A 24,031-nucleotide genomic window follows, 5' to 3' on the forward strand; every position below is an offset into this window, starting at 1 on the left:
GAGGACGACCGGTAGCGAATCGGTTGCACACGGCGATCCCTACCTCCGGACACTGGCGGACGACTCGGTCGGGCGGGTCTAATCCACGTCACAGCAGGTCGCTACGGCCCTGCTGCTCCGGGGGGAAGACGGATGACGGCGATCGGTGTCGTGTTGTTGGTGGCTGCCGCCGCCATTCCTGCGCTCACGCGGGCTGCTCGCATTCTGCGACTGGTACAGAGGACCGCGCGCGAGGACCGGATGGCGGGGCTTCGGGGCGATCTCGATCTGCCGGTGCCGCGAACCGCCGCCGACGAATCACGACCGACGGCGATCACGATCAGCCGCGACGGGTCGGAGGCTTCGTGAAGGAAGCTCCCGACAGCCGACGGGTGACGGTGTTCACCGAGGCCCGCTTCGGGCTCGGGACGGACGGGGTCTGGCGTGCCCTGCACCGTGCCGAGGCCGCGGGACTCGACCGGTTCCGCCGGGCGGGCTTCGAGGTCGACGTCATGGCTCGTGCGGACTCCCGGGTCCGCGATGCCGGCGTCGGTACCCCGACCACGGTGCTCCCCCTACCGAACTACGTCGGAATGCGTGGGCTGGTGCTGGCCGTTCCACGCGTCCTCCCGGCCGTCGTGCGCGCGGTGCGCCAGGCAGATCGGATCGTGGTGCACCTACCCGGTCCGATCGGCGGCCTGGCCGCGACCGTCTGCCGGCTCATCGGCCGTCGCTACGCGGCGGAGGTCGTCGGGGACCCGGCGGCGGTGCTGGAGAACCTGATGGGAGGCGTCCACGGACGCCTGCTGGCACGGATGCAGGCCGCTCACACGCGATGGACCGTGAGGGGTGCCAGCCACGCGGCCTTCGTGACGCAACACGCGCTCCAGCGCCTGTACCCCCCGCGTCCCGACGCTCGAGCGGTCGGAGTCTCCGACGTCCGACTCCCTGCGGACCGCTTCATTCCGGAGGTGCAGGCGCGGCCGGACCAGCCGATCCGGATCATCACCGTGGGACATCAGGATCAGCCGTACAAGGGTCACGACGTATTGCTGCGTGCTGTCCCGGAGCTGCGGCGCCGGGGGCACGAGGTCCTCGTCACCATCGTCGGCGGCGGTCGTCTGCACGATGACCTCTGCGTGCTGCGCGACGAGCTCGGACTCGATCATGTCGACATGCCGGGGACCGTGAACGACCAGGACGAGTTGACCCGGCTCCTCGACGAGTCGGCCATCTTCGCGCTGCCGTCGCTGGTCGAGGGCCTGCCGCGGGTTCTCCTGGAGGCGATGGCGCGTGGACTGCCCGTCGTCGCGAGCGAGGTCGGGGGGACACCTGAGCTGATCGACGACGCCTGGCTCGTGCCCCCCGGTGACGCCTCCGCACTCGCCGACGCGTTGAGCAGGCTGATCGTGTCCCCGGAACTCCGTCGGGCGGCGTCACGTCGGAACCTCGAGGTCGCGCGTGGCTATCAGGCCGACGTCCTGGAGAGGAGGTGGCGGACATGGGCGGACGGCCTGCCGCCGTCCCGGTGCGACCGATGACGCCGTCGACGGTCACCGACGCGGCTCGCACGGACGGTCGGAGCCCCGACCCGCGGGCGTCCGACCGTGTCGGGAAAGGTGCGATCACGGCCACTGCTGCCGCGCTGTCGGTCGCGGCAGTGACGCCGGTCGCGTCGTGGGTGGCCGTGGTCCCACCGCTGCTCGTGCTCGTCGGGGAGGCCCGGGGACGCCGGGCGGTCACGATCGTCGGCCTCGTCACCTCGGCCCTGTACGTCGGGCACCGGATCGACGGCCTGCCCGTGGCGCTGATCGTGGCCGTCGCGATCGCGCTCGGAACCTGTGTGCGGCTCACCAACGGGAGGCTCGAGGCCTGGGTGCACCGTGCGGTGCCCGCCGCGTTCCTGCTCGGCCTCGTGCTCATCGACCAATTCCTGCGGCCGGCGGTGACGTCGCCCGGGAAGTACGCGGTACTGGAACAGATCGTTCTCCTGACCTGCCTCATCGCGATGCTGATCGGAGGCCGCCGCCGCGGTCTCGACCGGCCCGACGACGCCGATGCCGCGCTCCATGTGGCGTTGGTGTGGGTGTCCCTCGTCGCGGGAGCGGACGGTCTCCGCGCGCTGAGCACAGCCGATGCCGAGAGCCTGGCGGCCCGGCAGGCTGCGGGCATCTTCGGGGCGAGCAACTACATCGCAGCGCTGCTGGCCCTGGCGACCGTCGCGTGTGTGCACCGTGCCTGCACGGGCCGGGGACGGCCGATCCTGAACATCGCCGGTGCCATCGTGTTCATCGCGATGGCGGCGCCACAGGCCTCGCGGACGAGCACCGTCGTCTTCGCCGTCGTCGTTCTCGTGGTCCTGGTGCGGCACCGGCAGCACCTGTGGTTCCTCGCGGTGGCGGCCGCCACGGCGGTCCTGGTCGTGGTGGCGCCGACGGCCGGCGTCATCGGCCGTCTCCGCTCCGGCAACGCAGCGGGCGGAGAGCTCAACGGCCGGACCGAACTGTGGGGTGTGGCGGTCGACGCGATTCGCGACCGTCCGGTCCTCGGTAGTGGGGCCGGTCGGCTCAGCGACTCGCTCGCAGCTTCCGGGTTCGGCCAGGCCACCTACGTCCACGACGTCTGGTTGAGCCTCGTGGCCCAGTTCGGCCTGGTCGGGCTGGTGTTCCTCGTGATCGGCACCGCGTGGATCCTGACCGGGCCGGTCGGCTCCTACGGTCGTACACTCGCAGTAACGGGCCTGCTGCTCTCGTCCACCGAGCCCGTGATCGAGACGATGAAGATGGGTCTCGTGTTCGCTGCGGTCATCGGCGTGTGTGCCGCTCATGCGCAACAGCACGACCAGGAGGGGCCCGTTCGTGATCTCGGCCGTCGTGGTGTTCTATTCCGGGGCCGAGCGCTTGCGCACGACCTTGGACTCACTCCGGCCCCAGGTGGACGAGCTGACGGTAGTGGATGTCGGACCGACGGGTGAGGTCTCCCGGTGGTCGCCCCCGGGCGTCGTGGTCATCGACGGCTCCGCGAACCGTGGCTATGGATGGGCGTGCAACCTGGGGATCGCCGCAGCTCGCGGAGACTTCGTCCTCATCTCCAACCCCGATGTCGTGTACGAGGCCGACTCGGTCGATGCGATGGTCGACGTCGCCGCCCGCGAGGCTCTCGTCGCGCCGCGACAGACGTCGCGCCGCGACTCCCGGAGTGCGACTGACGCGTTCGAGTGCCTCCAGCTCGGGATTTCGCCGAGCGCCTCGACGATCCGATGGCTGAACGTCGGGCGCCGTCGGTTCGACCGGCGGAGGACGGCGGTGCTCCGTCGTCCCGACACCATGCTGACGGTGCCGCTGGACATGACGCTGAGCGGCGCGTCCTTGATGGCGAGCCGCGCGACCTGGGAGCGGGTGGGTGGGTTCGACGAGCGCTTCTTCCTCTATCAGGAGGATGCTGACCTCAGCCTCCGCACTCGGTCGGCCGGTGTCGATCTCGTCGTGGCGAACGAGGCCCGGGTCTTTCACGAGACAGGCAGCTCGCGAGCCGGTCTCGATCTGACGATCCTGAGTTGGGCCATGGCCAGCGAGCGGATCGCGTGGCGCTCGAGAGGTCTCCCGACCGGTCTGCTCACTGCCATCCAGGTGCTCGGTCTGACCGCGCGTGCGCTGCGCGAGCTGTGCTCGGGGAACATGCGGGCCGCCATGGTCTGGTGGCGTTGCGCGTGCCGCCCGCTCGCCCCCGCGCCGACGGCCGGCGACGGTGAACAGGAACGGTCAGCCTGACTCCGACACGAAGAGGGACTCCTCGATCGTACCCGCCCCGTTGTCCGACGCACGGTTCTGCTGCGGCGTGGTCACGTGCCCGTCGTCGAGGATGCCGACGGCGACCCCGGCAGGCAGGGGGTTCCTGGTCACGGCGACCTGCGAGGTCGTCCCGCGAGGGAAGAAGCCGACCAACGCGGGCGCGGTCCCTCCACGGAGCCGGTTGTCCGACACCGTCAACCGGTCACACGACACAGCGGTCACGACCGAGCTCGACCTCGGGGCCACATCCGTCCAGTCGTTGTCGTCGACGCTGACGTCGACACATCGTCCACCGAAGTAACCGACCAGCACCCCGGCGCCGCGGACGTTCTCGACGCGGTTGGCGCAGAGGATCACTCCTCGCAGTCCGCGCAACTCGCCGAAGTACTGAGCGGCGCGTCCGTACGCGACATTGCCCTCGACGACGGCGCCGACCGAGACGTCGTCTCTGGTCCCTTCGCGCCGCTCCCACGCCAATCGCACCGCCGACCGGGGGTAGCCGTCGAAGGTGTTGCCGCGGATCACCAGTCCTGACAACGGTCGGTCGAGGACGGGCGGGGTGATCGATAGGCCGACGACGGCCACGTTGCCTCCGATGTCGGCGAACAGGTTGTCGGTGAAGGCGAGGTCCTTCAGGACGGCCGTCCGGTCAGCCGGGTTGGGCTCGACGTCGATCGCCCCGGGCATGTCGGGACGGGAGCATCGGGTGAAGCCGCATCGGGTGACCTGGAGCCCGTCGACGTCGATCACGCTGATCGCGTTGCGGTTCTGCTTGTTCACACCGTCGAACCGGCAGTCGAGCACCTTGACGCGCCGGTTGTGCCGCTCGACCCCGGCGTCCTCCCCCGAGCCGATCATGATCGCGTCGCCCTGGAACGCCTCGAAGCGGCAGGCCCGGATCGTCACATCAGAAACCGCCGAGAGCCAGATCTGGTACTCGAACTCGGAGAACCCGTCGCGGGAGGTCCCCACGAAGTCGACGCCGTCGATCGTGATGTCCCGGACGTTGTCGGCGGGATCGGCGGTGCCCCCGGTGCCCGGGTTCACGGTCAGCGTGTGCCGCGCGCCCGGCCGGAAGACCAACGTCCCGGGACCGACGATGCGCGTCCGGGAGCGGAGGCGGACGTCGCCCACCAGGTAGCGCCGGTCGTCGAGGCCCACGGCCCGTCGTCCGGCGGCTGCGTCGACGGCCTCCTGCAGCGCGGCGGAGTCGTCGGTCTCGCCGTCGCCCACGGCGCCGAAGTCGGCGAGATCGAGGGCGTTCGGGACGGCGGTCGGCTCGGGCGGCTCGGGCAGGCGCACGGTCGAGGGCGGCAGGCCGGCGGAACAGGCGGCCAGGCCGGCGGAGGCGAGCGCGGTCGTCAGGAAGACGCGCCGTCGCATCATGCCGCGGTCTCCCGACGCCGCAGGTCGGTGCGTGCGAGTTCGTGGTCGTAGAAGTCCGCGACGGCGGCCCACACCGCCTTCTCGTCGAACCGGCGGGTGACGTGGTCGCGCGCGGCGGCCCCCATCGCGGCCCGGAGTGCGGCGTCGTCGGCGAGCCGGTCCAGCGCCCGGCCGAGCGCGACCGGGTCGTCGATCGGCACGACCAGAGCGGTCCGGCCCTCCTCCACGGCGTCCCGGCACCCGGTCGCGGTGGTCGTGACGGCAGGCAGCCCGGCGGCCCCGGCCTCGAGCAGCACGTTGGGGAGGCCTTCGCGCCGGGTCGGCAGGACCAGTACGTCGAAGGCGTGCAACCAGGTCCGCAGGTCCGGGACGTAGCCGACGTGCCGGATGCTCGGGTCGAGCTCGATCGCCACGGTCGTCGCCGCAGGGAGCGGGTCGGTGTCGTCGGCGGGCCCGATCAGGGCGAGCAGGCGGGGCGTGCGGCTGCTCATCCCGCGGAACGCCTCGACGAGGGCCCCGACGCCCTTGTCGGCGGTCGATCGTCCGATGAAGCCGAAGACGACCGTGTCGGGATCGAGGTCCTGGGCCCGGCGCAGGTCGGCGCGGGCGATCGCCCCGGGCGCCGCGAAGTAGTCGAGATCGACGCCGTTGGTGGAACCCTCGCCGAGCACCACACACCGCCGGCCGGCGTGGACCCCGAGCGCGACGGCCTTGTCCCGCAGCTCCGGGCCTGCGCACAGCACGACCGTGGCCGCGCGGCTCGTGACCCACTCCGCGACGAAGAGCAGCCGGTGACGCCAGCCGCCCGGCCGCTCGCCCTCGAGGCGGAGACCCCACAGGGAGTAGACGCGGACCGGTACCCGGGCGACCGCGGCGGCCAGGCCGATCACGAAGGCGGCCTTCGGCGTCGCGGCGTTCACGACGGCGGGTCGCAGGCGGCGCAGCAGGCGGACCGCCCGCAGGAACGACACGAGGTCCCCCGGCCCGAGCAGGCCGCGGGTCATCGGGAGCGGGTGGAACTCCACCCCCTCGGCACGGGCGAACTCCTCCATCCCGCCGCCGGGCGAGCAGACCACCGCCACGCGGTGCCCGCGCGCGACCATCGCTCCGAGCTGACCGCGCAGCAGACTGGTCGCCGTCGCGGCGACGGAGACCGCGTAGACGACGAGGTCACCTGCCCGCGCGTCCCGGCTCCTGATCATGCGGTTCCCCCTCGAGCTCCGTCGACACGCGCGTAAACCTGCCCGCGACGGCGTCGCTGGCGAAGGCGCACGCCAGCACCACGGCGACGGCCAGGCAGAGCCCGCCGATCGTGTCCGTCGGGTAGTGGAAGGCCAGGGCCGACAGCGTCCCGGCGTAGACCAGCGCGATCGCGAGCAGCACCGGCAGGACCGCCAGACGCACGGCGCGGGGCCAGCTGCGTTGCGCGGCGATCAGGACCATGATCACCGTCAGCACGGCCCCGACCCCCGTCATGTGCGTGCTCGGGTAGGCCAGGCCCTCGCCGATCGTCCGGCCGACCAGCGGTTTGGCGATGCCGTGACTGATCAGAACGGCCACCACGGGGGCGACGAGGGCGAACAGGACACCCCGGCGGGCGAGTACGGCGCCCACGGCGACCACCAGGATCAGGGCGAGGAGCGGGCCCGGGTCGCCGAGATCGACCATGCCCCGGAACCAGGCCGGCCAGCCCTCCAGCGCCGTCGTGATCTCCTGGTCGATCCGGCCCGGGGAGGACGTTCCCTCGTAGCGCAGGGCCAGTGCCCCTCCGACGACGACCGTCACGAGGATCAGCGCCAGCGCCACCACGCGGCCCCGCCGGGAGAGCAGCCGCCGCGACGGGCGAGCGCGGGTGACGACGTCGCGGTGCACGGTCCCGATCGTTCTCCCTGGCCCTCATCGTGTCTGCACCCTCGCGCCGAGTACGGCCATGCGGCGCAGCGCCAGCACGGCGCGGGGCTCGTCGAACCGGTGGTTGTAGCCGAGGTCGACGACGTCGTAGGTCTCCTCGCGCCCGTGGTGGCGTTCCCAGGTTCCCGACGTCATGGCGTGGGAGCGCAGGGAGGCGACACGGTCGGCGAGAGCCTCGGACGCGGTCAGGACCGCCCCGCCGGAGCCGACGCCGAGCGGCGCCGCGAGCGACAGGTAGGCGAGGTCCCCGCCGACCTCGGCCGGTCGGCCGTCCAGCAGACCGGTGACCTCCTCGATGATCCGCACCCCGTGCGCGTCGCACGCCCGTCGCAGCTCCACGAGATCGCTCCCGCGGTGACGGTCCACCACCACGGCGGCCGTCCGCGAGGAGATCCCCTCGAGGGTCCCGACGACAGGTGTGGCGCCGGAGGACGCCACGATCACCCGCGCGCTCGTCGCGACGGCGGGAGACACCAGCACGTCGTCCCCGGACCCGACGTCGAGCACGCGCAGGGCCAGCTGCAGGGCGGCGGTCGGAGTCCCGACGGCGCGGACATGGCAGCCGAACAGGTCACCGAGGACCGTCTCGAGCTCCCGCACACGGGGGCCCTGGGTCAGCCAGCCGCCCCGGAAGCACTCGACGACGGCCGCGATCTCATCGTCGGTGGGGATCATGCGTCCAGCTCCTCGGTCACGGCCTCGACGACCCGGTCCTGCTGCTCCTCGGTGAGGTGCGGGTAGAGGGGCAGGGTCACCTCGCGGTCGGACCAGTCGCGGGAGCGGGGGAGGTGCTGCTCGCCGTAACGTGCGCGGAAGGCGGTGAACTCGTGGATCGAGGGATAGAGGAGCGAGGTCTGGATGCCGTGCCGGTCGCGCAGGGCCCGGCGCAGGGGCCCGCGCCGCGCCGGGTCGTCCACGAGGACGGGCATGACGTAGCAGCTGCTGTGGTCCACGTCGGCGTCGCGGAAGGGGACGGACACCCCGTCGATCCGCGCGAGCGCCGCCCGGTAGCGGTGGACCAGCGCCCGGCGGGCCGCGACGTCGGCCGCCAGCCCGTCAAGGCGCGAGGCGAGGAGGGCGGCGCGGGGTCCGTCGAACCCGTAGTCGAAGGTCCCGCCGTCGCCGGGTGCCGCCCGCAACGTGCGGGCTCGCCGTGCGACCTCGTCGTCGTCGGTGCAGAGCAGCCCGCCCTCACCGCAGGAGAGGACCTTGTTGGAGAAGAACGAGAAGGCGCCGGCGAGCCCGAAGGTGCCCAGGGCTTGCCCTTCCAGATCCGCGAGGGGGGCGTGGGCGGTGTCCTCGATCAGGGCGATGCCGCGGCGATCGCACACCGAGCGCAGCCGGTCCACCGCCGCCGGGTAGCCCGCGAAGTGCACCGCGCAGACCGCACGGGTCCGCGGGCCGACGAGCCGTTCGACCTGGTCCGGGTCGATCTGCGGGTCGGCCGGTCCGACGATGTCCGCGAACACCGGGGTCGCGCCGCAGTACAGGGCGGCGTTCGCCGTCGCCGCGAACGTGATCGACGGGACGATCACCTCGTCGCCGGGGCCGACTCCGGCAGTGAGGTGGGCGAGGTGCAGGGCCGCCGTACACGACGACACCGCCACGGCATGCCGCGCGCCGAGGTGCGAGGCGAAGCGTTCCTCGAAGGTCTCCACCAGCGGACCCGACCCGAGTTCGCCGGCACGGAGCGCGCGCGCGACGGCGTCGAGATCGGCGTCGGTGAGTCGCAGGTCGAACAGCGGGACCGCGAGTTCGGTGGTGGTCATCAGGTGTTGCGGTAGCGGCGGGCCCACGGGTCGGGGAACCGGCCGTCGTCGAGTGCGGCCACGAGTTCGGTGACGCCGTCCGGGACGGTCATGACCGGCACGTAGCCGAGTTCGCGGTGGATGCGTTCGAACGACACCTTGTAGTCGCGGGGGTCCTCGGTCCGCTCGACGTAGGCGACCTCGCCGTCGGTGACCGTCTTGCGGATGGCCTCGACGATGTCCAGCTTCCGGTAGTTCTCGTCGGAGTGGCCGACGTTGAACACCTGCCCCGCGACCTCCCTCGACGACCGGTCGAGGACGAGACGCACCCCCCGCGCGGCGTCGCGGACGTGGACGTAGGGCCGCCAGAACTGCTCACCGAAGACATCCAGCCTGCGGCCGGCCCACAGGTCCCGGGTGAACTCGTTGACCGTGAGGTCGAAACGCATGCGGGGCGCGACGCCGTAGACGGTCGCGAAGCGGACGCACGTGGCGCCCAGGGAGCCGAGGTCGGAGTGCAGCAGGTGCTCCTCGACGGCGACCTTCTGCTCCGCGTACCGCGACACGGGAGCGAGTTCGCCCTCCTCGGTGATGGGCACGCTGGGGTCGGCCATGCGGCCGTAGTTCGAGCACGTCGACGCGAACACGAGTCGGCCGACCCCGGCCGCCTGAGCATCGTGCACCAGGGCGAGCGTCGCCTCGACGTTGATCTCGCGGGATCCGTCCGGATCGGCCGCGCAGGCCGGGTCGCCCACGATCGCGGCCAGGTGCACGACCTCGTCGACGCCGGACAGCGCCGCCGCGCGGGCGGCGGGGTCGCGCACGTCGCCGACCAGCACCTCCGCACCACGGGCCGACAGGTCCGCGACGAGGTCCTCCTGTCCGTGCACCAGGCTGTCCAGGACCCGCACCGTGCGGCCGGAGTCGAGCAGCTCCTCGGACAGGGGGATGCCGATGTAGCCGGCACCGCCGGTCACGAGCGTCGTCATACGGTCCTCCGTCATCACGAGACGACCAGGTCGTCGGGCAGCAGCCGGGACCGCATCTGCTCGAACTCGGCATGCGCCTGCTCGTAGTCGTCGTGGCGGCCGATGTCGAGCCAGTAGGCGTCGGGGCGCCAGGCCCGGACCGTCTCCCCGCTCTTGACCAGCCGCAGGACGAGGTCCGGGAAATCGAGGTAGGCCCCGGGCGAGAGGTACTCGAGGACCTGCGGGGAGAAGCAGTAGACGCCCATCGAGGCCTCGTACTCGAGCGTCGGCTTCTCCACGTAGTCGGTGACCCGGGAGTCGTCGGCGTGGTCGTCGAAGTGCATGACGCCGAGCGAGATCTGCACGGTGCGGCGGGCGACCGCGATCGTCGCGGCCGCTCCGGAGCGGACGTGCTCGGTGAGCAGCTCGGCGTAGTCGAGGTCGGTGAGCACGTCGCCGTTCATCACGAGGAAGGGCCCCGACCCGAGGCCGGGCACGGTCGCCAGGGCACCGACGGTGCCGAGGGGTTCGGTCTCCCGGTGGTAGTCGAGGTGCAGCCCGACCTCGGAGCCGTTCCCGAAGAACGTCTCCACCAGCTGGGCGAGGTGCCCCGTCGCGATCGTGACGTCGCGGAACCCGTGGCGGTGGAGCTGGCGCAGGATGATGTCGAGGATGGGGCGGTCGCCCACCGGCATCAGCGGCTTGGGCAGGACCGCGGTGTAGGGCCGCAGCCTGGTGCCACGGCCGCCGGCGAGGACCACGACGCGCGCCGGGCAGGGGAGTGAGGGAGGCGGGGTCACGCGAACTCCTCGGTGGGGCGGGGACGGAGCGGGAGGAGCCGGAGCGTGAGTGCCATGACGGCGAAGCCGACGCTCGCGGCGGTGGCGGCCCCGAGGAGGCCGAAGGACGGGACGAGCACCGCGAGACCGACGGCGACGACGACGGCACCGGCGGCCGCGGACGTCGTCCGCGCCCCCGGGTGGCCCCGGGCGGCGAGGTCGTTGGTGGCGAGGCGCCACGCCCCGAGCGCCACCATCCCGGGCAGCAGGACCAGGGTCGGCCAGAACACGCCGGCGAACTCGGGGCCGAGGAGACGCGGCGCGACGGAGGCCACGACCGCGAGGCCGCACCCGAGCAGGGTGCAGAGCACGGCGCCGAGCACGAGTTCCCGGCGCAGTACGGCGAAGCTCGCCGGGTCCGTCGTCGCAGCCGCGAGCACCCGCCCCAGCTGGCTCTGGCTCACGATCAGCGAGATCTCGGCCAACGAGGTGGCGATGGAGAACTGGCCGGCCGCGCTCGCCCCGACGACCGCCGACAGCACGATCAGGGGAGCCCGCAGCGCGAACAGGTGCAGGACGACGCCGCCGTGACCCGCCACGGAGTAGGCGAGCAGGTCCCGGTGGCCGGGCAGGGCGACGTCCTCGGCGGCGTGCCGCAGCGTGCTCCCGCGGCGGTGGAGGTAGAGGGTGAGGGCCGTCGCCCCGAGCCCGGCCAGGCCACCTCCGAGCAGGAAGGCGGTGACGTCGGCGGCCACGAGCAGGCCCACGCCGCCACCGACCTGTTGCGCGACCAGGACCCACACCGGCCGCCAGGTCGCGGCGTGGTGGCGGCCGTCGAGGCGGTCGAGGGCGGTGGCGGGCACCACCACGATCGGTGCCGCGTAGCCGACGGCGAACACGGCGATTACCGGTAGCGGCAACGTCGGGCGGACGGCGACGAAGGCGGCCACGGCGAGCACGACGACGGCCACGGCGAAGGTCGCCAGCACGAGCAGGGTGACCCGTCGACGGAAGCGGCGTGCGGACCCGACGTCGGCGGCGCGGCCGAAGTGGAGGATGCCGGACTCCAGGCTGAGCCCGACGGCCACCACGGTGTAGGACGCGATGACGGTGGCGACGGCGATCTGGCCCCGGCCCTCCGCCCCGAGCACCAGCGCGGTCAGCGCGACGACGAGCGCGGAGAGCCCCAGGGCGGTGCCGTTCGCGGCCAGGCCGGAGGTGAGCAGAGCGCGGCTGCCGGGGGTGGCCGCCCGGTCCTCCGACGGGGAATCGGTGTCGGGAGACGTCGCGATCACGACGAGGCCCGTGCCGGCACGGTCGAGCGCGACCCGGAGTCCTTGGGGGCTTCGGAGATCTCGGACCCCTCGACGTCCTGGGAGGCCTCGGTGGTCGCGACGGTCCCGGTGACCTCGGGGGTCTCCGCCACCTCCGTCCCGCAATCGCGGCTACCCGCAGGACTCGTGGGATTCGGGAGCGGGGACTCCTCCGTGGCTTCCGACGGTTCCGGGGTCTGCGGCTCGGCGTCCACCACGTCGTCGGGTTCCGCGCGTTCGTCGCCCGGCCCGTCGGCGGCTTCCGTCGCCGTCGCCTCCAGGGCGGGCGCGGGTCGAGGGTCCGGCATCGGCCGCGGACGCGGGCGGTAGCGCTCGACGAACAGCTCGGAGGTCGTCACTGCCGGCTCCGCGACCTCGGCCGGGAACCGCAGCGCGCCCTGCACGGTCGGAGTGTCGTCGTCGATATCGCGTGAGCGAGCGGACGAGGGCGGGGAGGCAGACGAGGTGGGTGCGGCGTCGGCCCCGTTAGCGGCCGGCTTGTAGTACCGGTACTTCTCGGTGTCGGTCCGCACCATCGTCAGCACGCTGCCCACGCAGACCGCCGAGGCATCGCGGAGACGCTGGACGGCCTCGGTGACCAGCCGCCCCGACGTCTTCTGGGCTCGCACCACCAGGACGACGCCGTCGCAGCGCTGGGCCATGATCGCGGCGTCGGCGACCGGGAGCAGGGGCGGGGTGTCGAGGACGACGACGTCGTAGCGTCCCGCCAGGCTCTGCAGGAATCCGCCGAAGGCCGGCGAGGTGAGCAGATCGGCGGGGTTCGGCGGTTCGGGGCCGCGGCCGAGCACCGACACCTGACCGTCGGCCCCGGGCTGCACGGCGTCCTCGAGCGGGAGCTGGCCGAGCAGCACGTTGGTCAGGCCGACCTCGCCGGGGAGCCCGAACAGCTCGGCGAGGTGGGGCCGGCGGAGGTCGGCGTCGACGGCGAGGACCCGCTTGCCCTGCTGCGCGAGGACCAGCGCCAGGTCCACGGCGGTGGTCGACTTGCCCTCGCCCTGGACGGCGCTCGTCACCATGACGGTGTGGAGCTTGCGGGTGATGGCGACGAATCCGAGGCTCGTCCGGACCTGGCGGAAGGCCTCGGCGACGGCTGACAGGCGGTCGGCGTCCCCGACGAGGTTGCCGCCACGCGGGTCGCGTGGCACGACCCCGAGGACCGGCCCGTCGGTCAAGGCGGCGAGCCCGGACGAGTCGCGCACGGTGGTGTCCAGGGCCGACCACAGGACAGCCGCCCCGAGCCCGACGACCAGCCCGAGGACGAGCCCGAGGACGACGTAGGTCTGCGGGTCCGTGCTGGACGGCGCGAGAGGGACGATCGCCGGCTCGACGAGCGTGGCGGTGACGGTGCCCGGTCGCTCCGGGGACGGGCGTTCGAGGGCTCCGACGAGGTCGACGACGGCGGCCGCGCTCGCGTCGGCGAGCGAGGCCGCACGCTCGGGTGCCGGATCGGTGGCGACCACCTCGATCAGCGAGGAGTCCGACTGCGTCGACACCGACACCTGGGAGGCGATCTGCCCGGGGTCGCCACCGACGGCGGCCGCCACCCGGGTCGGGAACGAGCCCGAGGAGACGATCTCCGAGTACGCCCGGGCCTTCTGCTCGGCGAGCAGGGAGCCCTCGTAGGCCGACCCCTCGTCGGTGGACTGCCCGGAGACGTAGACGTACGTCCGTGCCGAGTACTGCGGTGGGGACGACATGCCGACGGCGAATCCCACGATCATCCCGACCAGGGCCAGGACGAGCACTGCGACCCACCGGCGACGCGCGGCGAGTGCAATGTCCTTCAACGACACGGTTCCCCCTCGGTGATCGCCCTTCGCCATTCGTCCGGAGGCCGACGGAAAGAACCGTCGGGAGCTTCTCGATCTTCTCCGTCCCCACGCGGAGAAGATCTGTTCCGAGGCGTCTGCGATGACGCCGACCATGCAAGTCGACCATGACGCTCCGTGTCAATGCTTCGGCCGATCCCGAGGATCTCCGGAACCGTCCGGATCAAGATTTTCTGCTGAACGGCCTCGGACCGCAGTCGTGCCGTCACTGCGCGGAGTTGAATGCCCGAAAGGTGGACGACACGATCGAGTGAGAGTAGAACTTCGGTCGCGCCGTCGGGGGACGCACGAAAAACGGGGGTCCGCGCCCGAATCAGGGACGCGGTAGTTCGATCTCACGTCCACGTTCCGGGGGGCAACATGGCGGTTGTCGGCCGCATTCATGGTCGGCTCGTCTGGCCCGGCTGCGATCTTCTCGCCTGGCTCGTCGGCATGCAGTTGTCACTCGCGGCACGCTACGACTGGCGCCCGGCCGCCGGTGCCGTGCTCGGGGCCCTCGTCGTCGCCCTGTTCGCCGGCGGGGTGCAGTACCTCCTCGGTTCGGCGTCGTACCTCTATCTCCGCCGACACCCGCTCGGGTCGGCACAGGAAGCCGTGCTGCTCGGCGGGGTCGTGCTCTCGACGGGTGCCCTCGTGAGCGCGGTGGTGGTGGTGTCCGGAGTCCCGGTCGTCCCGCGATCGGTCCCGGCGATGGCGGCGGTCGCGACCCTCGTTCTCGCAGGTGGGCTGCGTCTGGCCGTCCGCGCGCGCCGCGACGCCGGGTCCCGCCCCGACCCGGACTCGGCCTTGCGGGTCCTCGTCTACGGGGCCGGTCACACCGGAGCCCAGCTCGTGCGGTCGATGATGGGGGACACCGAGGGGGGCCTGCGGGCGACGGCCCTCCTCGATGACGACCCCGCCCTCCGCCGACAGCGCGTGTGCGGTGTCCCCGTTCTCGGATCGGGGTTCGACGTCGCCGAGGTCGCACGCCGCACCGGAGCGGAGCTGCTCGTCATCGCCATCAGGAATCCTGATGTCGAATTGATTCGGCGGGTGCGGAGGGTCGCGGCCGAGGTCGGTATCCAGGTCAAGGTCCTCTCGCCTCTCGGTGAGCGTCTGAAACCGGTGATCGGAATCGCGGATCTCCGTGAGATCGACATCAATGAGCTCCTGGGCAGGCGGCCCGTGGAGACCGACGTGTCGGTGGTGTCGCCGTACCTGACCGGACGCAGAGTTCTCGTCACCGGTGCCGGGGGGTCGATCGGATCGGAGCTGTGTCGGCAGATCGCGCGATTCGATCCGGCCGAGCTCCTCATGCTCGACCGGGACGAGTCGGCCCTCCACGCCCTGCAACTGTCCATCTACGGGCGGGCACTGCTCGACTCGCCGGACGTCATTCTCGCCGACATCCGGGACGCCGCGACGATCGATCGGCTGTTCGCCGCACGTCGCCCGGAGATCGTTTTCCACGCGGCAGCGCTCAAGCATCTGCCGATGCTGGAGCAGTATCCCGACGAGGCGTGGAAGAGCAATGTCCTCGGCACGGTCAACGTGCTCCGGACCTCGGTCGCGAGCGGCGTGCAGCGGTTCGTCAACATCTCCACGGACAAGGCCGCGGACCCGACGAGCGTGCTCGGGCAGTCGAAGCGGATCGGGGAGCGACTCGTCGCCTCGACGGCCGCCGAGAGCGGGTTGCCCTACCTGTCGGTGCGCTTCGGCAACGTCCTGGGCAGCCGGGGTTCGGTGGTGACCACGTTCGTCGAGCAGCTCGCCGCCGGCGCGCCGGTCACGGTCACGCACCCGGAGGTCAGGCGCTACTTCATGACCGTCCAGGAGGCCGTGCAGCTGGTGCTCCAGGCCGGTGCGCTCGGCCGGCCGGGCCAGGTGCACGTCCTCGACATGGGTCAGCAGGTGCGCATCGTGGAGCTCGCCCGGCGGTTGATGGCGACGGTCGGCACGGATGTGCCGGTCGTCTACACCGGCCTGCGCAAGGGCGAGAAGCTCTACGAGGATCTCTTCGGCGGGGGAGAGGGGGAGGATCGCCGCGAGCGCTGCCATCCCTCGATCACCGCCGTCCCGGTGCCCGCGCTCGCCGCCGAGGTGGCTGCGCTCGCCGGGGCGCACCAGGGAGCGGCCACGGCTCTCGCCGGACTGTGCGTCGGCGACGGTGCGGCCGGCGAGGACGAGGTGTCCGAGCCGACCGTGCCGAGTGCGCGCGTCGGCGCCCCCGCCCTGTTCGCGCCGGTGCACGTGGCCCCGCGGTCGATCATGGCGAAGCCATGACGGGGCCGACGTTGCACCGGCAGCTCGCGGCGGCCGGGGGCGTCCCGGTCCGTCGGACTCCCGTGCCCTCGTGGCCCGCGTTCGGTCCGGACGACCTCGCGGCGACCGCGGAGGTCCTGGCGTCCGGACGCGTGAGCTACTGGACCGGGGACCAGGGCCGAACCTTCGAGGCGGAGTTCGCCCGCTGGGTCGGGGTGAAGCACGCCGTGGCCGTCAGCAACGGGACCGTGGCGCTCGAACTGGCGCTCCGCGCCCTCGGCGTCCGCCCCGGCGACGAGGTGATCGTTCCCACGGCGACGTTCATCGCCACGGCGAGCGCGGTCGTCGCCGTCGGTGCGGTGCCGGTGGTGGTGGACGTGGAGCCGCTCTCGCAGTGCCTGACCGCCGAGCTGGTGCTCGAGGCCGTCACGAAGCGGACCACCGCCGTGATCGTCGTCCACATGGCCGGCTGGCCCGTGGACGTTGCCTCGATCCGCGCCGTGGCCGACCGGCACGGACTGCGCATCCTCGAGGACTGCGCCCAGGCGCACGGAGCCCGGATTGACGGGCGGCCCGTCGGTGGGCTCGGGGATGCCGCGGCCTGGTCGTTCTGCCAGGACAAGATCATGACGACCGCGGGCGAGGGCGGTGCGATCACGACCGACGATCCCGACGTCCGGCGGGCGTGCTGGGAGGGCAAGGACCACGGCAAGAACTGGGTGTCGGTCACCGAGCCGGACCCGCGGCCGGGCTTCCGCTGGCTTCACGACAGCTTCGGCACGAACGCCCGCCTGACCGAGGTCCAGGCGGCGGTCGGCCGCCGCCAGCTGACGAAGGTCGACGACTGGGTGGCCCGGCGACGACGGAATGCCTCGACGCTCATCGCGGGGCTGGACGACATCCCGGCCCTCCGCCTCCCGACCCCGCCGCCGCAGGTCGAGCACTCCTGGTACCGCTTCTGGGTCCACGTGCGTCCGGAACTCCTGCGCCCGGGGTGGGAGCGGGACCGGATCGTGGCGTCCGTGCTGGCGGAGGGACTGCCGTGCGCCTTCGGCGGGTGCACCGAGATCCACCGCGAACGGGCCTTCCCGCGGGCGTGGCAGCCGCGCAGGCCGACCCCGGTCGGTGCCGAGCTCGGAAGGACCTCCTTCGTCCTCCCCGTCCATCCGACCCTGGCAGACGACGACGTCGAGGACCTCGTCGAGGCCGTACGCAAGATCCTCGAGGTGGCATCCGTATGACGACCCCCCGGTTCCGGGTGCCGTGGCCGCGGCGTGCGGTCGACGTCGTCGTCGTGCTCGTCCTCGCGCTCGTGGCCGCACCGATCTGCCTCGTCGTCGCGGTCCTGGTCCTCCTGAGCTCCGGCCGACCGGTGCTGTTCCGGCAACGGCGCTCGGGCCTGGGCGGGCGGGAGTTCGACATCGTCAAGTTCCGGACGATGCGTCCGCTGCGCCACCCCGACGAGCCGGACGCCGACCGTCAGTCGCGTCTGGGTCGGTTCCTGCGGTGGTCGAGCCTCGACGAGATCCCGCAGCTGTGGAACATCCTCGTGGGGGAGATGACGTTCATCGGACCGCGACCGACGTTGCCCGAGCAGGTCGCCCGGTACTCGACGCACGAGCGTGGACGACTCGCCGTGCTCCCGGGCATCACCGGCTGGGCGCAGGTGAACGGTCGGAACGCGCTGAGCTGGCCGGAGCGCATCGAACTCGACCTCTGGTACATCGAACACCGCTCGGCGGCGCTCGACCTGCGCATCCTGGTGCAGACGGTGGGTCGTGTCCTCCGGCCGACGGGTGTCGTTGGCGCCGGTGGCGTGAACCCGGACTTCCCGGGGCCGAGGCATCCGCTGGACGACTCGATGACGCGAGAGGACGGCCGCGATGGGATCGATCCGACCCTACGAGCCGGCTGACGCCGCGCAGGTCCTCGCCCTGCACCGACGCAGCATGCTGCACGGTCGGGCGCCGTCGCCCGAGTTCGCGGCGTACCTCGAGACCTTCTACGGCAAGACCTTGTTCACGCACCCGTGGTTCGACGACGAGCTGCCCTCGCTGGTCTTCGAGAGCGACGGGGACGTGCTCGGCTTCGTCGCCGTGGTGCCGCGGCCCGCGGTGTTCGAGGGACGACCGGTGCGCGTGGCCTCCTCCGTGCGTTTCATGGTCGATCAGGACGACACGCGGGCCGGGATGGCGGCTGCCGCGCTGCACATGCGGTTCGTGCGCGGGCCTCAGGACGTCTCGACGGTGGAGAACTCGAACGCGCTGTCCCGTCGCGTCTGGGAGGGGACGCCGGGCACCGTCGTCTTGCCGACGCCGAGCGTGTCGTGGACCGTCGTGGCGCCCACCGTCGAGCCGTCCGCCGGGTGGTCGACCCGGCCGGCGGACGACGACGAGATGCTGGCCCGGGTCCGGGAGTCGGCGGCCGGTCATGCCTGGCAACCGACGTACGACGAGCACTCCATGTCGTGGCTGATGGGGTTCCTGGAGTCGGCCCGTTACCGGGGCGACCTGCTCCGCCGGGTCGTTCTCGATCGCAGGGAGAGGGTGCGAGGCTGGTTCGTGGCCTACGCGAATCCCGCCGGCTACAACGGCGTGCTCGCCCTTCGAGCGGCGACCGGAGCCGCCGGTCCGGTCCTGGCCCACCTCCTCGGCGACCTCGCCGACGTCGGCGGGAGCCCGACGACCGTCGGGCGCCTGCAGCCGGACTTCATGAGCAGCCTCGAGGGTCTGGGCGCGACCGTGTCGCTCGGACCGTGGGCCCTCGCCCACAGCCGGGACCCACGTCTGACGAGGGCCCTCGCCGGCACCGACGCCTACGTCACCAGATTGGAAGGCGAATTCTGCTGACGGACGTAGGCCGCCATGGCCGACACCGTCCGGAAATCGTCCGGGTCGAATTCGTCGAGGTCGACGATGACGCCGAACTCGGCCTCCAGCGCCACGATCAGCGACACGAGTGCGAGAGAATCGAGCAGGCCCTCCTCCACGAGGTCGGTGTCGGGCGTCCCGACGTCGACGTGGACCTCCCGCTCGATTACCTCGTGCACGCGTCTGACCGTCTCGTCCGCGTCCCCTGCGTTCACGTCGTGGACCTTTCCCTACGCGTTGACCTGGTGCTTCGGTCGTGGTGAGCCGTTCGCGGGGCCGGGATCACCGGCTCGCGCATCTCCTCGAGCGTTCGCTGGTCGCACGTCCCCCGACACGCCATCGCCACCCACGGTGCCGCCACCCACGCGAGCCCTGCGAGCGCCGCCGCTCCGACAACGAATTTCACCCCTGCCCCCCGGCCCCTCCGTCCCGCATATTGTAGGAGAAGGTCCTGGCCCTGCAGCTCACAATTGCATGACGACGGCTCACGCAGAGCGATTGTCTCGTGGCGGAAATGGAGGTGGTTGCCCTTCTCGCCGTGCCGATTTCCTTCAGATTCGGCCGGCACCGTCGAGTAGTGGAGCGAGACGGTGCCGCGCAGCGAGGTGATCGGCGCGCCTGCAGGCAGCCGGTCCTGCTACCGACCGGCCTCGAGGACGTTGACCGAGTCGACGACCTCGTCGATGACCTCGACCGCGGGTGCTCCTGGCTTGGTGGTGAGCCAGACGAGCACCACGGAGAACGAGCGGTTGCCCTGCGGATCGGGCGCCGCGGCACCGGTGGGCAAGGCGGCGACCTCGGCTGTCAGCGGTCCGCCCTGGTTGCTGAAGGTGAAGCGGTGTCGGTATCCGTCGCGCTGAGCGAGTCGTGCGGGACCTCGCGAGAGGCTGGAACCGGGGGTCACGCCGGGTGCGGTGCTGACCGCGTTCCGCACGCCCTCGGCTGCGACCTCGGCGGTCGGTGCGGTCGTGGTGGCGATTCTCGCGAGTCCGGTGGCGCAGGCGACCTCGTTCCTCCCCAGGCAGTTCGTGGGCGCGACCATCTGCGGGAGGATCGGGTTCGCGCTGTTGATCACCTGGTGCCAGCCGGTGGGGATGGCGACGACGATGTCCGTCGTCGGCCCTGCGAGCAGCAGCGGACCGGCTGCCTCGTCGTCCGCACCGCAGCCACCAGCGACGACCAGGAGGACCAGCACCGTCACGAGGACCTGCGACGCCCTGCCGATGGTCCCGGAGGCCATCCGATCGGTCCGAGTCATCCCTGCTCCCTGGCGACGGCGTTGTCGGCGGTGGCCTGCAGCACCGTCTTCACCTGGAAGGGCGTCAGGCCGGGGTGCTTGCTCAGGATCAGGGCCGCGTGTCCCGCGATCACGGGAGCGGCGAAGCTGTTGCCGGTGGCGTTGAGGGTGCCGCCGTCGAGCCAGGCGACGTCGACGTCGATGCCGGCCGCTCCGAACTCGGCCGGCGGGGCGGGGTTGTAGGAGAAGCCCGGCCCGGCGCCGGCCGGCCGTGCGGCGACCGAGCAGACGGAGGAGTACTGCGACGGGTACGTCTCCGCGACGACGTTGTTCATCGCCGCCACCAGCACCGTCCTGGCGAAGTAGGCCTGATCGGCCAGCTCGTGGAACAGCGCGAAGTACTGGGACCGCGACGTGCTGAGACTCAGGTTGACCACGTCCATGCCGTGCTCGATCGCCCAGCGCAGGCCGGCGGCGAAGACCAGTCCCTTGCCGGTGAGCCCCGACCCCAGCACCCGGACACTGTGGATCTCGCACTCCGGGGCGATCCCGCGGATGACTCCAGCGCAGGCGGTGCCGTGGCCGAAGAGGTCGTCGTGCAGACCCGCGGTGGCGCGGACGCCGTCGGCCGCGTCCCGGTCGTACTCCAGCACCACGCCGCCCTGCACGCCACCGACCTGCGGATGATCACCGTCGACGCCGCTGTCCACGATCGCCACCCTGACACCTCGGCCGGTGGCCCCGCCCCAGGCCCACTCCCGGTCGATCCGGGTGTCGAGGGGGCGGACGTCGGCGAGCCGGTCGGCTTCGAAGTGCTCAGACCAGGCCGGACGGTCCACCACGCCGCTCCAGGTAGGTCACGAATCCTGCGAGCAGCGTGGCCGCAGCCTGCTGCTCCTCGGCGCCCAGACGGTGCAGGACCGCGAGCACCTCGGGTAGCTCAGGCGACCGGGCGCTCGCCTGATCGGCGCCGCGGAGCAGTTCCACCGCCCGAGCCGCCTGGGTGGCCAAGAGGGCCAGCAGTCCGAGGTCGTCACGGCCCTCCACCGGAGCCCGATCCAGCACCTCGATGACCCCGAGAAGGTCGCGTGAGGTCTCGAGCGGCATCGCCATGATCGAGGTCGGGACGTAGCCGGTCGACTCGGCGACATCACGGGCGAAGCGGGGATCGGCGCGGACCTCGTGGACAACGATGGGTTGTCCCGACGACACCACCCAGCCCGCGATGCCCCGATCGACCGGGAGCCGCAACCCGCGCACCTCGTGCGCGCCGGCGCCGGCCGCTGCGTGGAAGACCAGGTGCTCCTCGTCAGGTTCCAAGAGGGCGAGGGAGCAGGCCGCGGCACCGAAGACGGCCCGACCGAGGGCGACGATCGAACTCAGGATCTCGTCGGGGGCCTCGACCGGCATGTACGGGAGCGTTGCGGAGCGATCAGCCGATGTCGAGCACTGTGCCGCACGCCGCGCCGGGCGACCGGTCGGAGCCGACGTGCGGCGTGCTCTGGAACTCAGCGCTTCGGGTCAAAGGGACCGCCGAGGTGCCCCACGTGCCCGCGCACGTCGTCGTCGGTCTCGTCACGCTCGGCGTCGGCGGCCTTGCGGAAGGCGTGGCCCTCGACGTCCTCGGTCTCGTCGCGCTCGGTGTCGGCGCGACCGATCCTCGCGGCATAGCCCTCGACGTCATCGCCGGGGAGGTTCTCGGTCATCGTTGTATCTCCTCGGTCCGTTCGTCGACGCGTCAGTTCGCGTCGTCCTGCTTCTTCGCGCCGAGGGCACCGCTGAGGTGACCGGACACGTCGTCGGTCTCGTCGCGCTCGTTGTCGGCGCGCCCGGCCCGGGCGACGTGGCCTTGGACGTCGTCGGTCTCGTCGCGCTGTCCATCAGCCTTGAGCCGAAAGCCGTGACCATCGACGTCGTCGGTCTCGTCGCGCTCGGCGTCGGCAACGCGGGCTCGGGCGGCGTGCCCCTGCACGTCGTCAGCGTCGTCGTGTTCGGCGCCCGAGAACTTCATGCGGATGGCGTGGCCTTCGACGTCGTCGGTCTCGTCGCGCTCGGCGTCGGCTCGCCCGGTCTTGATGATGTGGCCTTCGGTGTCGTCGGTCTCGTCGCGCTCGGAGTCGACGAACTTGCCGCGGATGCCGTGGCCTTCGGTGTCGTCGATGGGGAGGTTCTCGGGCATCTCAGGCGCTCCTTGGTGCGGGTTGCGGTCCGGGAAGTCTGGGTTCAGGTGCGATCGATAGCTGTCGGATGCACGACAGCGGCGATGTCCGGTCTCCGACACCTGTCACGCGAGTGCCCCCGGGGTGCGCGCGAGGCGGGTCGAGATCGCGCCGGACAAGGCCGAGGACATCGTGTTCTGCCCTGTCGCTGCTTCGAGGAACAGCGGGCCGGGGATCCGCCAGAGCGTCACGGTTGACGACGCAGTGACCGTGGCGGTCCGCTCGGTGCGTTGGACGAGGCCGATCTCGCCGAAGTAGTCGGGTGCGTCCATCTCGTTGATCTGGCGGGTCACGCCGCCGGACGTGTGCTCGACCAGGAGAGTGCCGTCGACGAGCACGAAAACGTCACCGCCCACATCGCCCTGGCGGATCACCACGCTGCCGGCCGGCACCGTCTCCTCCACCGCGGCGTCGGCGAGCCGTTCCAGGGTGGGCAGGTCGGCGCCCTCGAGCATCCGAAGTTGCTCGAGGACCCGGACGCGGGGTGCCAGCGCGCGACCGGCGCTCGTCATGTCCGCGTCGAAATGCCGCAACAGCACCAGTGATGCAGCGGCCAGGGCGACCGGAATGACGCCGACGAGGACCAGGGTGAGCTGTAGACCCAGCCCGTCGATCAGCAGCGGGGCCGCGGCGGTGCCGAGTGCCGTCCCGATCGCGGTGAGGGAGAGCACGAGGCCGTACACCCGCCCGAGTGCGTCGGCGGAGATGCCTCGTTGCATCGCGGTCTCGACCAGTACCTCGAGCGCCACGATCGCCGCGCCCTCCACGAGGAGGACGACGTAGGCGAGGACCGGGAGCTCGATCCAGGCCAGGCTGGCGAACGGTAGCCCGGTGAGCAGCGTGAGCACCGCGATGACCAGACGCGGGCGATTCGTCGCGCCCAGGCGGGTGGTCAGCGCGGCGCCGACCACACCGCCCGCACCGGAAGCGGCGAGCAGCCAACCGAGGCCCTGTTCGCCCGTGCCCAACAGGTCGGTGCTGACCAGCACGAGCGCGACCAGTTCGACCCCGAAGACCACCGTGCCCGCGGTCAGGCAGAGGACCAGTAGGGCGACGGTGCGGTTGCCGAGGAAGACACCGATGCCGTCCCGGAGCTCGCGCAGGGGGCCCGGATGCTCGGTCGCCGCGGTCGGTCGTGACCGGCTGCGCATCGCGAGCAGGAATGCGGCCGACACCGCGAACGTCGCGGCGTTGATTCCGAATGCGACCGTGGCGCTGCTGACGATCAGGAGCAGGCCACCGATGGCCGGGCCGGCGGTGAAAGCGACGGTGCTGACTGTGCTCATCAACGAGTTCGCGGCGGTCAGCTCGTCCTCGGGGACGGTGGCGGCCACCAACGCGGATGCGGCGGCCTGGTTCATGGTCGACGCGGCCGCACCGAGGGTGGACAGCACGACGACGACCAGGGCCGGTCCCGAGAGGGCGGCCACGACGGTCAGTGCCGTCATGGCGACCAGCTGCGCGAGTTCGCTGAGGGCCATCGCGGCCTTGCGCTCGTAGCGGTCGGCGAGCACCCCGGCCAGCGGTGAGAGCACCACGCCCGGGATGAAACGGCCCAACGTGGCGGCCGAGACCCAGGCGGCCGACTGGGTCTGGCCGTAGACGTAGGCGATGAGCGCGACCGCGTAGAGGAAGTCCCCGACGCGTGACGTGGTGAACGACGCGAGCAGGAGCTGGAAGTCCCGCCTGCTCAGCACGGAGCGGGTGGCGGACCTGGCGGTGTCCGGGGGTGCGGTCAC

At 71.7% G+C, this 24,031-nt stretch carries 24 protein-coding genes; 8 read left to right on the forward strand and 16 right to left on the reverse strand.

Features of this window, described 5'->3' with window-relative positions:
• Positions 1 to 132 precede the first annotated feature (132 nt).
• The 4 genes from ACQPYX_RS10770 to ACQPYX_RS10785 all read left to right on the forward strand — a co-directional run bounded on the left by ACQPYX_RS10770 (position 133) and on the right by ACQPYX_RS10785 (position 3,749).
• A complete protein-coding gene (locus tag ACQPYX_RS10770) occupies positions 133 to 348 on the forward strand; it encodes a hypothetical protein (protein ID WP_433802900.1) in 216 nt (71 codons plus the stop codon).
• Positions 345 to 1,520: a glycosyltransferase family 4 protein gene (locus tag ACQPYX_RS10775; RefSeq protein WP_433802901.1), complete on the forward strand. Its 1,176-nt coding sequence runs from the start codon at positions 345 to 347 to the stop codon at positions 1,518 to 1,520. The genes ACQPYX_RS10770 and ACQPYX_RS10775 overlap by 4 nt, the downstream gene beginning before the upstream one ends.
• 260 nt (positions 1,521 to 1,780) lie before the next feature.
• Positions 1,781 to 2,953, forward strand: a complete 1,173-nt coding sequence (locus tag ACQPYX_RS10780; RefSeq protein WP_433802902.1) for an O-antigen ligase family protein — start codon at positions 1,781 to 1,783, stop codon at positions 2,951 to 2,953.
• A complete protein-coding gene (locus ACQPYX_RS10785; RefSeq protein WP_433803708.1) occupies positions 2,856 to 3,749 on the forward strand; it encodes a glycosyltransferase in 894 nt (297 codons plus the stop codon). Before ACQPYX_RS10780 ends, ACQPYX_RS10785 begins: the two co-directional genes overlap by 98 nt.
• Here ACQPYX_RS10785 and ACQPYX_RS10790 read toward each other — a convergent pair.
• The 9 genes from ACQPYX_RS10790 to ACQPYX_RS10830 are packed head-to-tail and all read right to left on the reverse strand — an operon-like array spanning position 3,741 to position 13,689.
• Positions 3,741 to 5,156 carry a hypothetical protein gene (locus tag ACQPYX_RS10790; RefSeq protein ID WP_433802903.1) on the reverse strand — a complete coding sequence of 472 codons (1,416 nt, stop codon included), beginning with the start codon at positions 5,154 to 5,156 and terminating at the stop codon, positions 3,741 to 3,743. The two genes, ACQPYX_RS10785 and ACQPYX_RS10790, sit on opposite strands and share 9 nt — an antisense overlap.
• On the reverse strand, positions 5,153 to 6,358 hold the full coding sequence (locus tag ACQPYX_RS10795) for a glycosyltransferase (RefSeq protein WP_433802904.1): 1,206 nt from the start codon (positions 6,356 to 6,358) through the stop codon (positions 5,153 to 5,155). The genes ACQPYX_RS10790 and ACQPYX_RS10795 overlap by 4 nt, the downstream gene beginning before the upstream one ends.
• Positions 6,327 to 7,028: a hypothetical protein gene (locus ACQPYX_RS10800; RefSeq protein WP_433802905.1), complete on the reverse strand. Its 702-nt coding sequence runs from the start codon at positions 7,026 to 7,028 to the stop codon at positions 6,327 to 6,329. The genes ACQPYX_RS10795 and ACQPYX_RS10800 overlap by 32 nt, the downstream gene beginning before the upstream one ends.
• A gap of 24 nt (positions 7,029 to 7,052) precedes the next feature.
• Positions 7,053 to 7,742 carry a DegT/DnrJ/EryC1/StrS family aminotransferase gene (locus tag ACQPYX_RS10805; RefSeq protein WP_433802906.1) on the reverse strand — a complete coding sequence of 230 codons (690 nt, stop codon included), beginning with the start codon at positions 7,740 to 7,742 and terminating at the stop codon, positions 7,053 to 7,055.
• Positions 7,739 to 8,836 carry a DegT/DnrJ/EryC1/StrS family aminotransferase gene (locus ACQPYX_RS10810; RefSeq protein ID WP_433802907.1) on the reverse strand — a complete coding sequence of 366 codons (1,098 nt, stop codon included), beginning with the start codon at positions 8,834 to 8,836 and terminating at the stop codon, positions 7,739 to 7,741. Before ACQPYX_RS10810 ends, ACQPYX_RS10805 begins: the two co-directional genes overlap by 4 nt.
• Complete coding sequence (locus ACQPYX_RS10815) at positions 8,836 to 9,804, reverse strand: NAD-dependent epimerase/dehydratase family protein (RefSeq protein ID WP_433802908.1); 969 nt, start codon at positions 9,802 to 9,804, stop codon at positions 8,836 to 8,838. The genes ACQPYX_RS10810 and ACQPYX_RS10815 overlap by 1 nt, the downstream gene beginning before the upstream one ends.
• Before the next feature lie 14 nt (positions 9,805 to 9,818).
• Entirely contained in the window at positions 9,819 to 10,583 is a 765-nt protein-coding gene (locus ACQPYX_RS10820) for a sugar phosphate nucleotidyltransferase (protein WP_433802909.1), read from the reverse strand.
• Positions 10,580 to 11,857, reverse strand: a complete 1,278-nt coding sequence (locus tag ACQPYX_RS10825) for a lipopolysaccharide biosynthesis protein (RefSeq protein ID WP_433802910.1) — start codon at positions 11,855 to 11,857, stop codon at positions 10,580 to 10,582. Before ACQPYX_RS10825 ends, ACQPYX_RS10820 begins: the two co-directional genes overlap by 4 nt.
• Entirely contained in the window at positions 11,854 to 13,689 is a 1,836-nt protein-coding gene (locus ACQPYX_RS10830; RefSeq protein WP_433802911.1) for a polysaccharide biosynthesis tyrosine autokinase, read from the reverse strand. Before ACQPYX_RS10830 ends, ACQPYX_RS10825 begins: the two co-directional genes overlap by 4 nt.
• Positions 13,690 to 13,947: 258 nt before the next feature.
• Between ACQPYX_RS10830 and ACQPYX_RS10835 the strand changes: the two genes are divergently transcribed.
• From ACQPYX_RS10835 to ACQPYX_RS10850, 4 genes are read left to right on the forward strand one after another with little or no spacing between them, the layout of a single operon-like run.
• Positions 13,948 to 15,987, forward strand: a complete 2,040-nt coding sequence (locus ACQPYX_RS10835; protein WP_433802912.1) for a polysaccharide biosynthesis protein — start codon at positions 13,948 to 13,950, stop codon at positions 15,985 to 15,987.
• The gene (locus tag ACQPYX_RS10840) at positions 15,984 to 17,207 is read left to right on the forward strand and encodes a DegT/DnrJ/EryC1/StrS family aminotransferase (RefSeq protein ID WP_433802913.1); all 1,224 of its coding nucleotides are present in this window, start codon (positions 15,984 to 15,986) and stop codon (positions 17,205 to 17,207) included. The genes ACQPYX_RS10835 and ACQPYX_RS10840 overlap by 4 nt, the downstream gene beginning before the upstream one ends.
• On the forward strand, positions 17,204 to 17,881 hold the full coding sequence (locus tag ACQPYX_RS10845) for a sugar transferase (RefSeq protein WP_433802914.1): 678 nt from the start codon (positions 17,204 to 17,206) through the stop codon (positions 17,879 to 17,881). The genes ACQPYX_RS10840 and ACQPYX_RS10845 overlap by 4 nt, the downstream gene beginning before the upstream one ends.
• A complete protein-coding gene (locus ACQPYX_RS10850) occupies positions 17,850 to 18,815 on the forward strand; it encodes an N-acetyltransferase family protein (RefSeq protein ID WP_433802915.1) in 966 nt (321 codons plus the stop codon). Before ACQPYX_RS10845 ends, ACQPYX_RS10850 begins: the two co-directional genes overlap by 32 nt.
• On the opposite strand, the gene ACQPYX_RS10855 is transcribed toward ACQPYX_RS10850, so the two are convergent.
• The 7 genes from ACQPYX_RS10855 to ACQPYX_RS10885 form a co-directional block, all read right to left on the reverse strand.
• A complete protein-coding gene (locus ACQPYX_RS10855; protein ID WP_433802916.1) occupies positions 18,782 to 19,051 on the reverse strand; it encodes an acyl carrier protein in 270 nt (89 codons plus the stop codon). The genes ACQPYX_RS10850 and ACQPYX_RS10855 overlap by 34 nt on opposite strands.
• Positions 19,052 to 19,473: 422 nt before the next feature.
• On the reverse strand, positions 19,474 to 20,094 hold the full coding sequence (locus tag ACQPYX_RS10860) for a hypothetical protein (protein WP_433802917.1): 621 nt from the start codon (positions 20,092 to 20,094) through the stop codon (positions 19,474 to 19,476).
• Positions 20,091 to 20,792, reverse strand: a complete 702-nt coding sequence (locus ACQPYX_RS10865) for a S8 family serine peptidase (RefSeq protein ID WP_433802918.1) — start codon at positions 20,790 to 20,792, stop codon at positions 20,091 to 20,093. The genes ACQPYX_RS10860 and ACQPYX_RS10865 overlap by 4 nt, the downstream gene beginning before the upstream one ends.
• A gap of 97 nt (positions 20,793 to 20,889) precedes the next feature.
• Positions 20,890 to 21,483, reverse strand: a complete 594-nt coding sequence (locus ACQPYX_RS10870; protein WP_433802919.1) for a GAF domain-containing protein — start codon at positions 21,481 to 21,483, stop codon at positions 20,890 to 20,892.
• Positions 21,484 to 21,581: 98 nt separating this feature from the next.
• Positions 21,582 to 21,779, reverse strand: a complete 198-nt coding sequence (locus ACQPYX_RS10875) for a hypothetical protein (protein WP_433802920.1) — start codon at positions 21,777 to 21,779, stop codon at positions 21,582 to 21,584.
• Positions 21,780 to 21,811: 32 nt separating this feature from the next.
• Positions 21,812 to 22,252, reverse strand: coding sequence for a hypothetical protein (locus ACQPYX_RS10880; RefSeq protein ID WP_433802921.1), 441 nt, complete (start codon positions 22,250 to 22,252; stop codon positions 21,812 to 21,814).
• Positions 22,253 to 22,357: 105 nt separating this feature from the next.
• On the reverse strand, positions 22,358 to 24,031 hold the full coding sequence (locus ACQPYX_RS10885) for an MFS transporter (protein WP_433802922.1): 1,674 nt from the start codon (positions 24,029 to 24,031) through the stop codon (positions 22,358 to 22,360).

Source organism: Actinomycetospora sp. CA-084318 (genome assembly GCF_050955885.1).
Taxonomy (GTDB): domain Bacteria; phylum Actinomycetota; class Actinomycetes; order Mycobacteriales; family Pseudonocardiaceae; genus Actinomycetospora.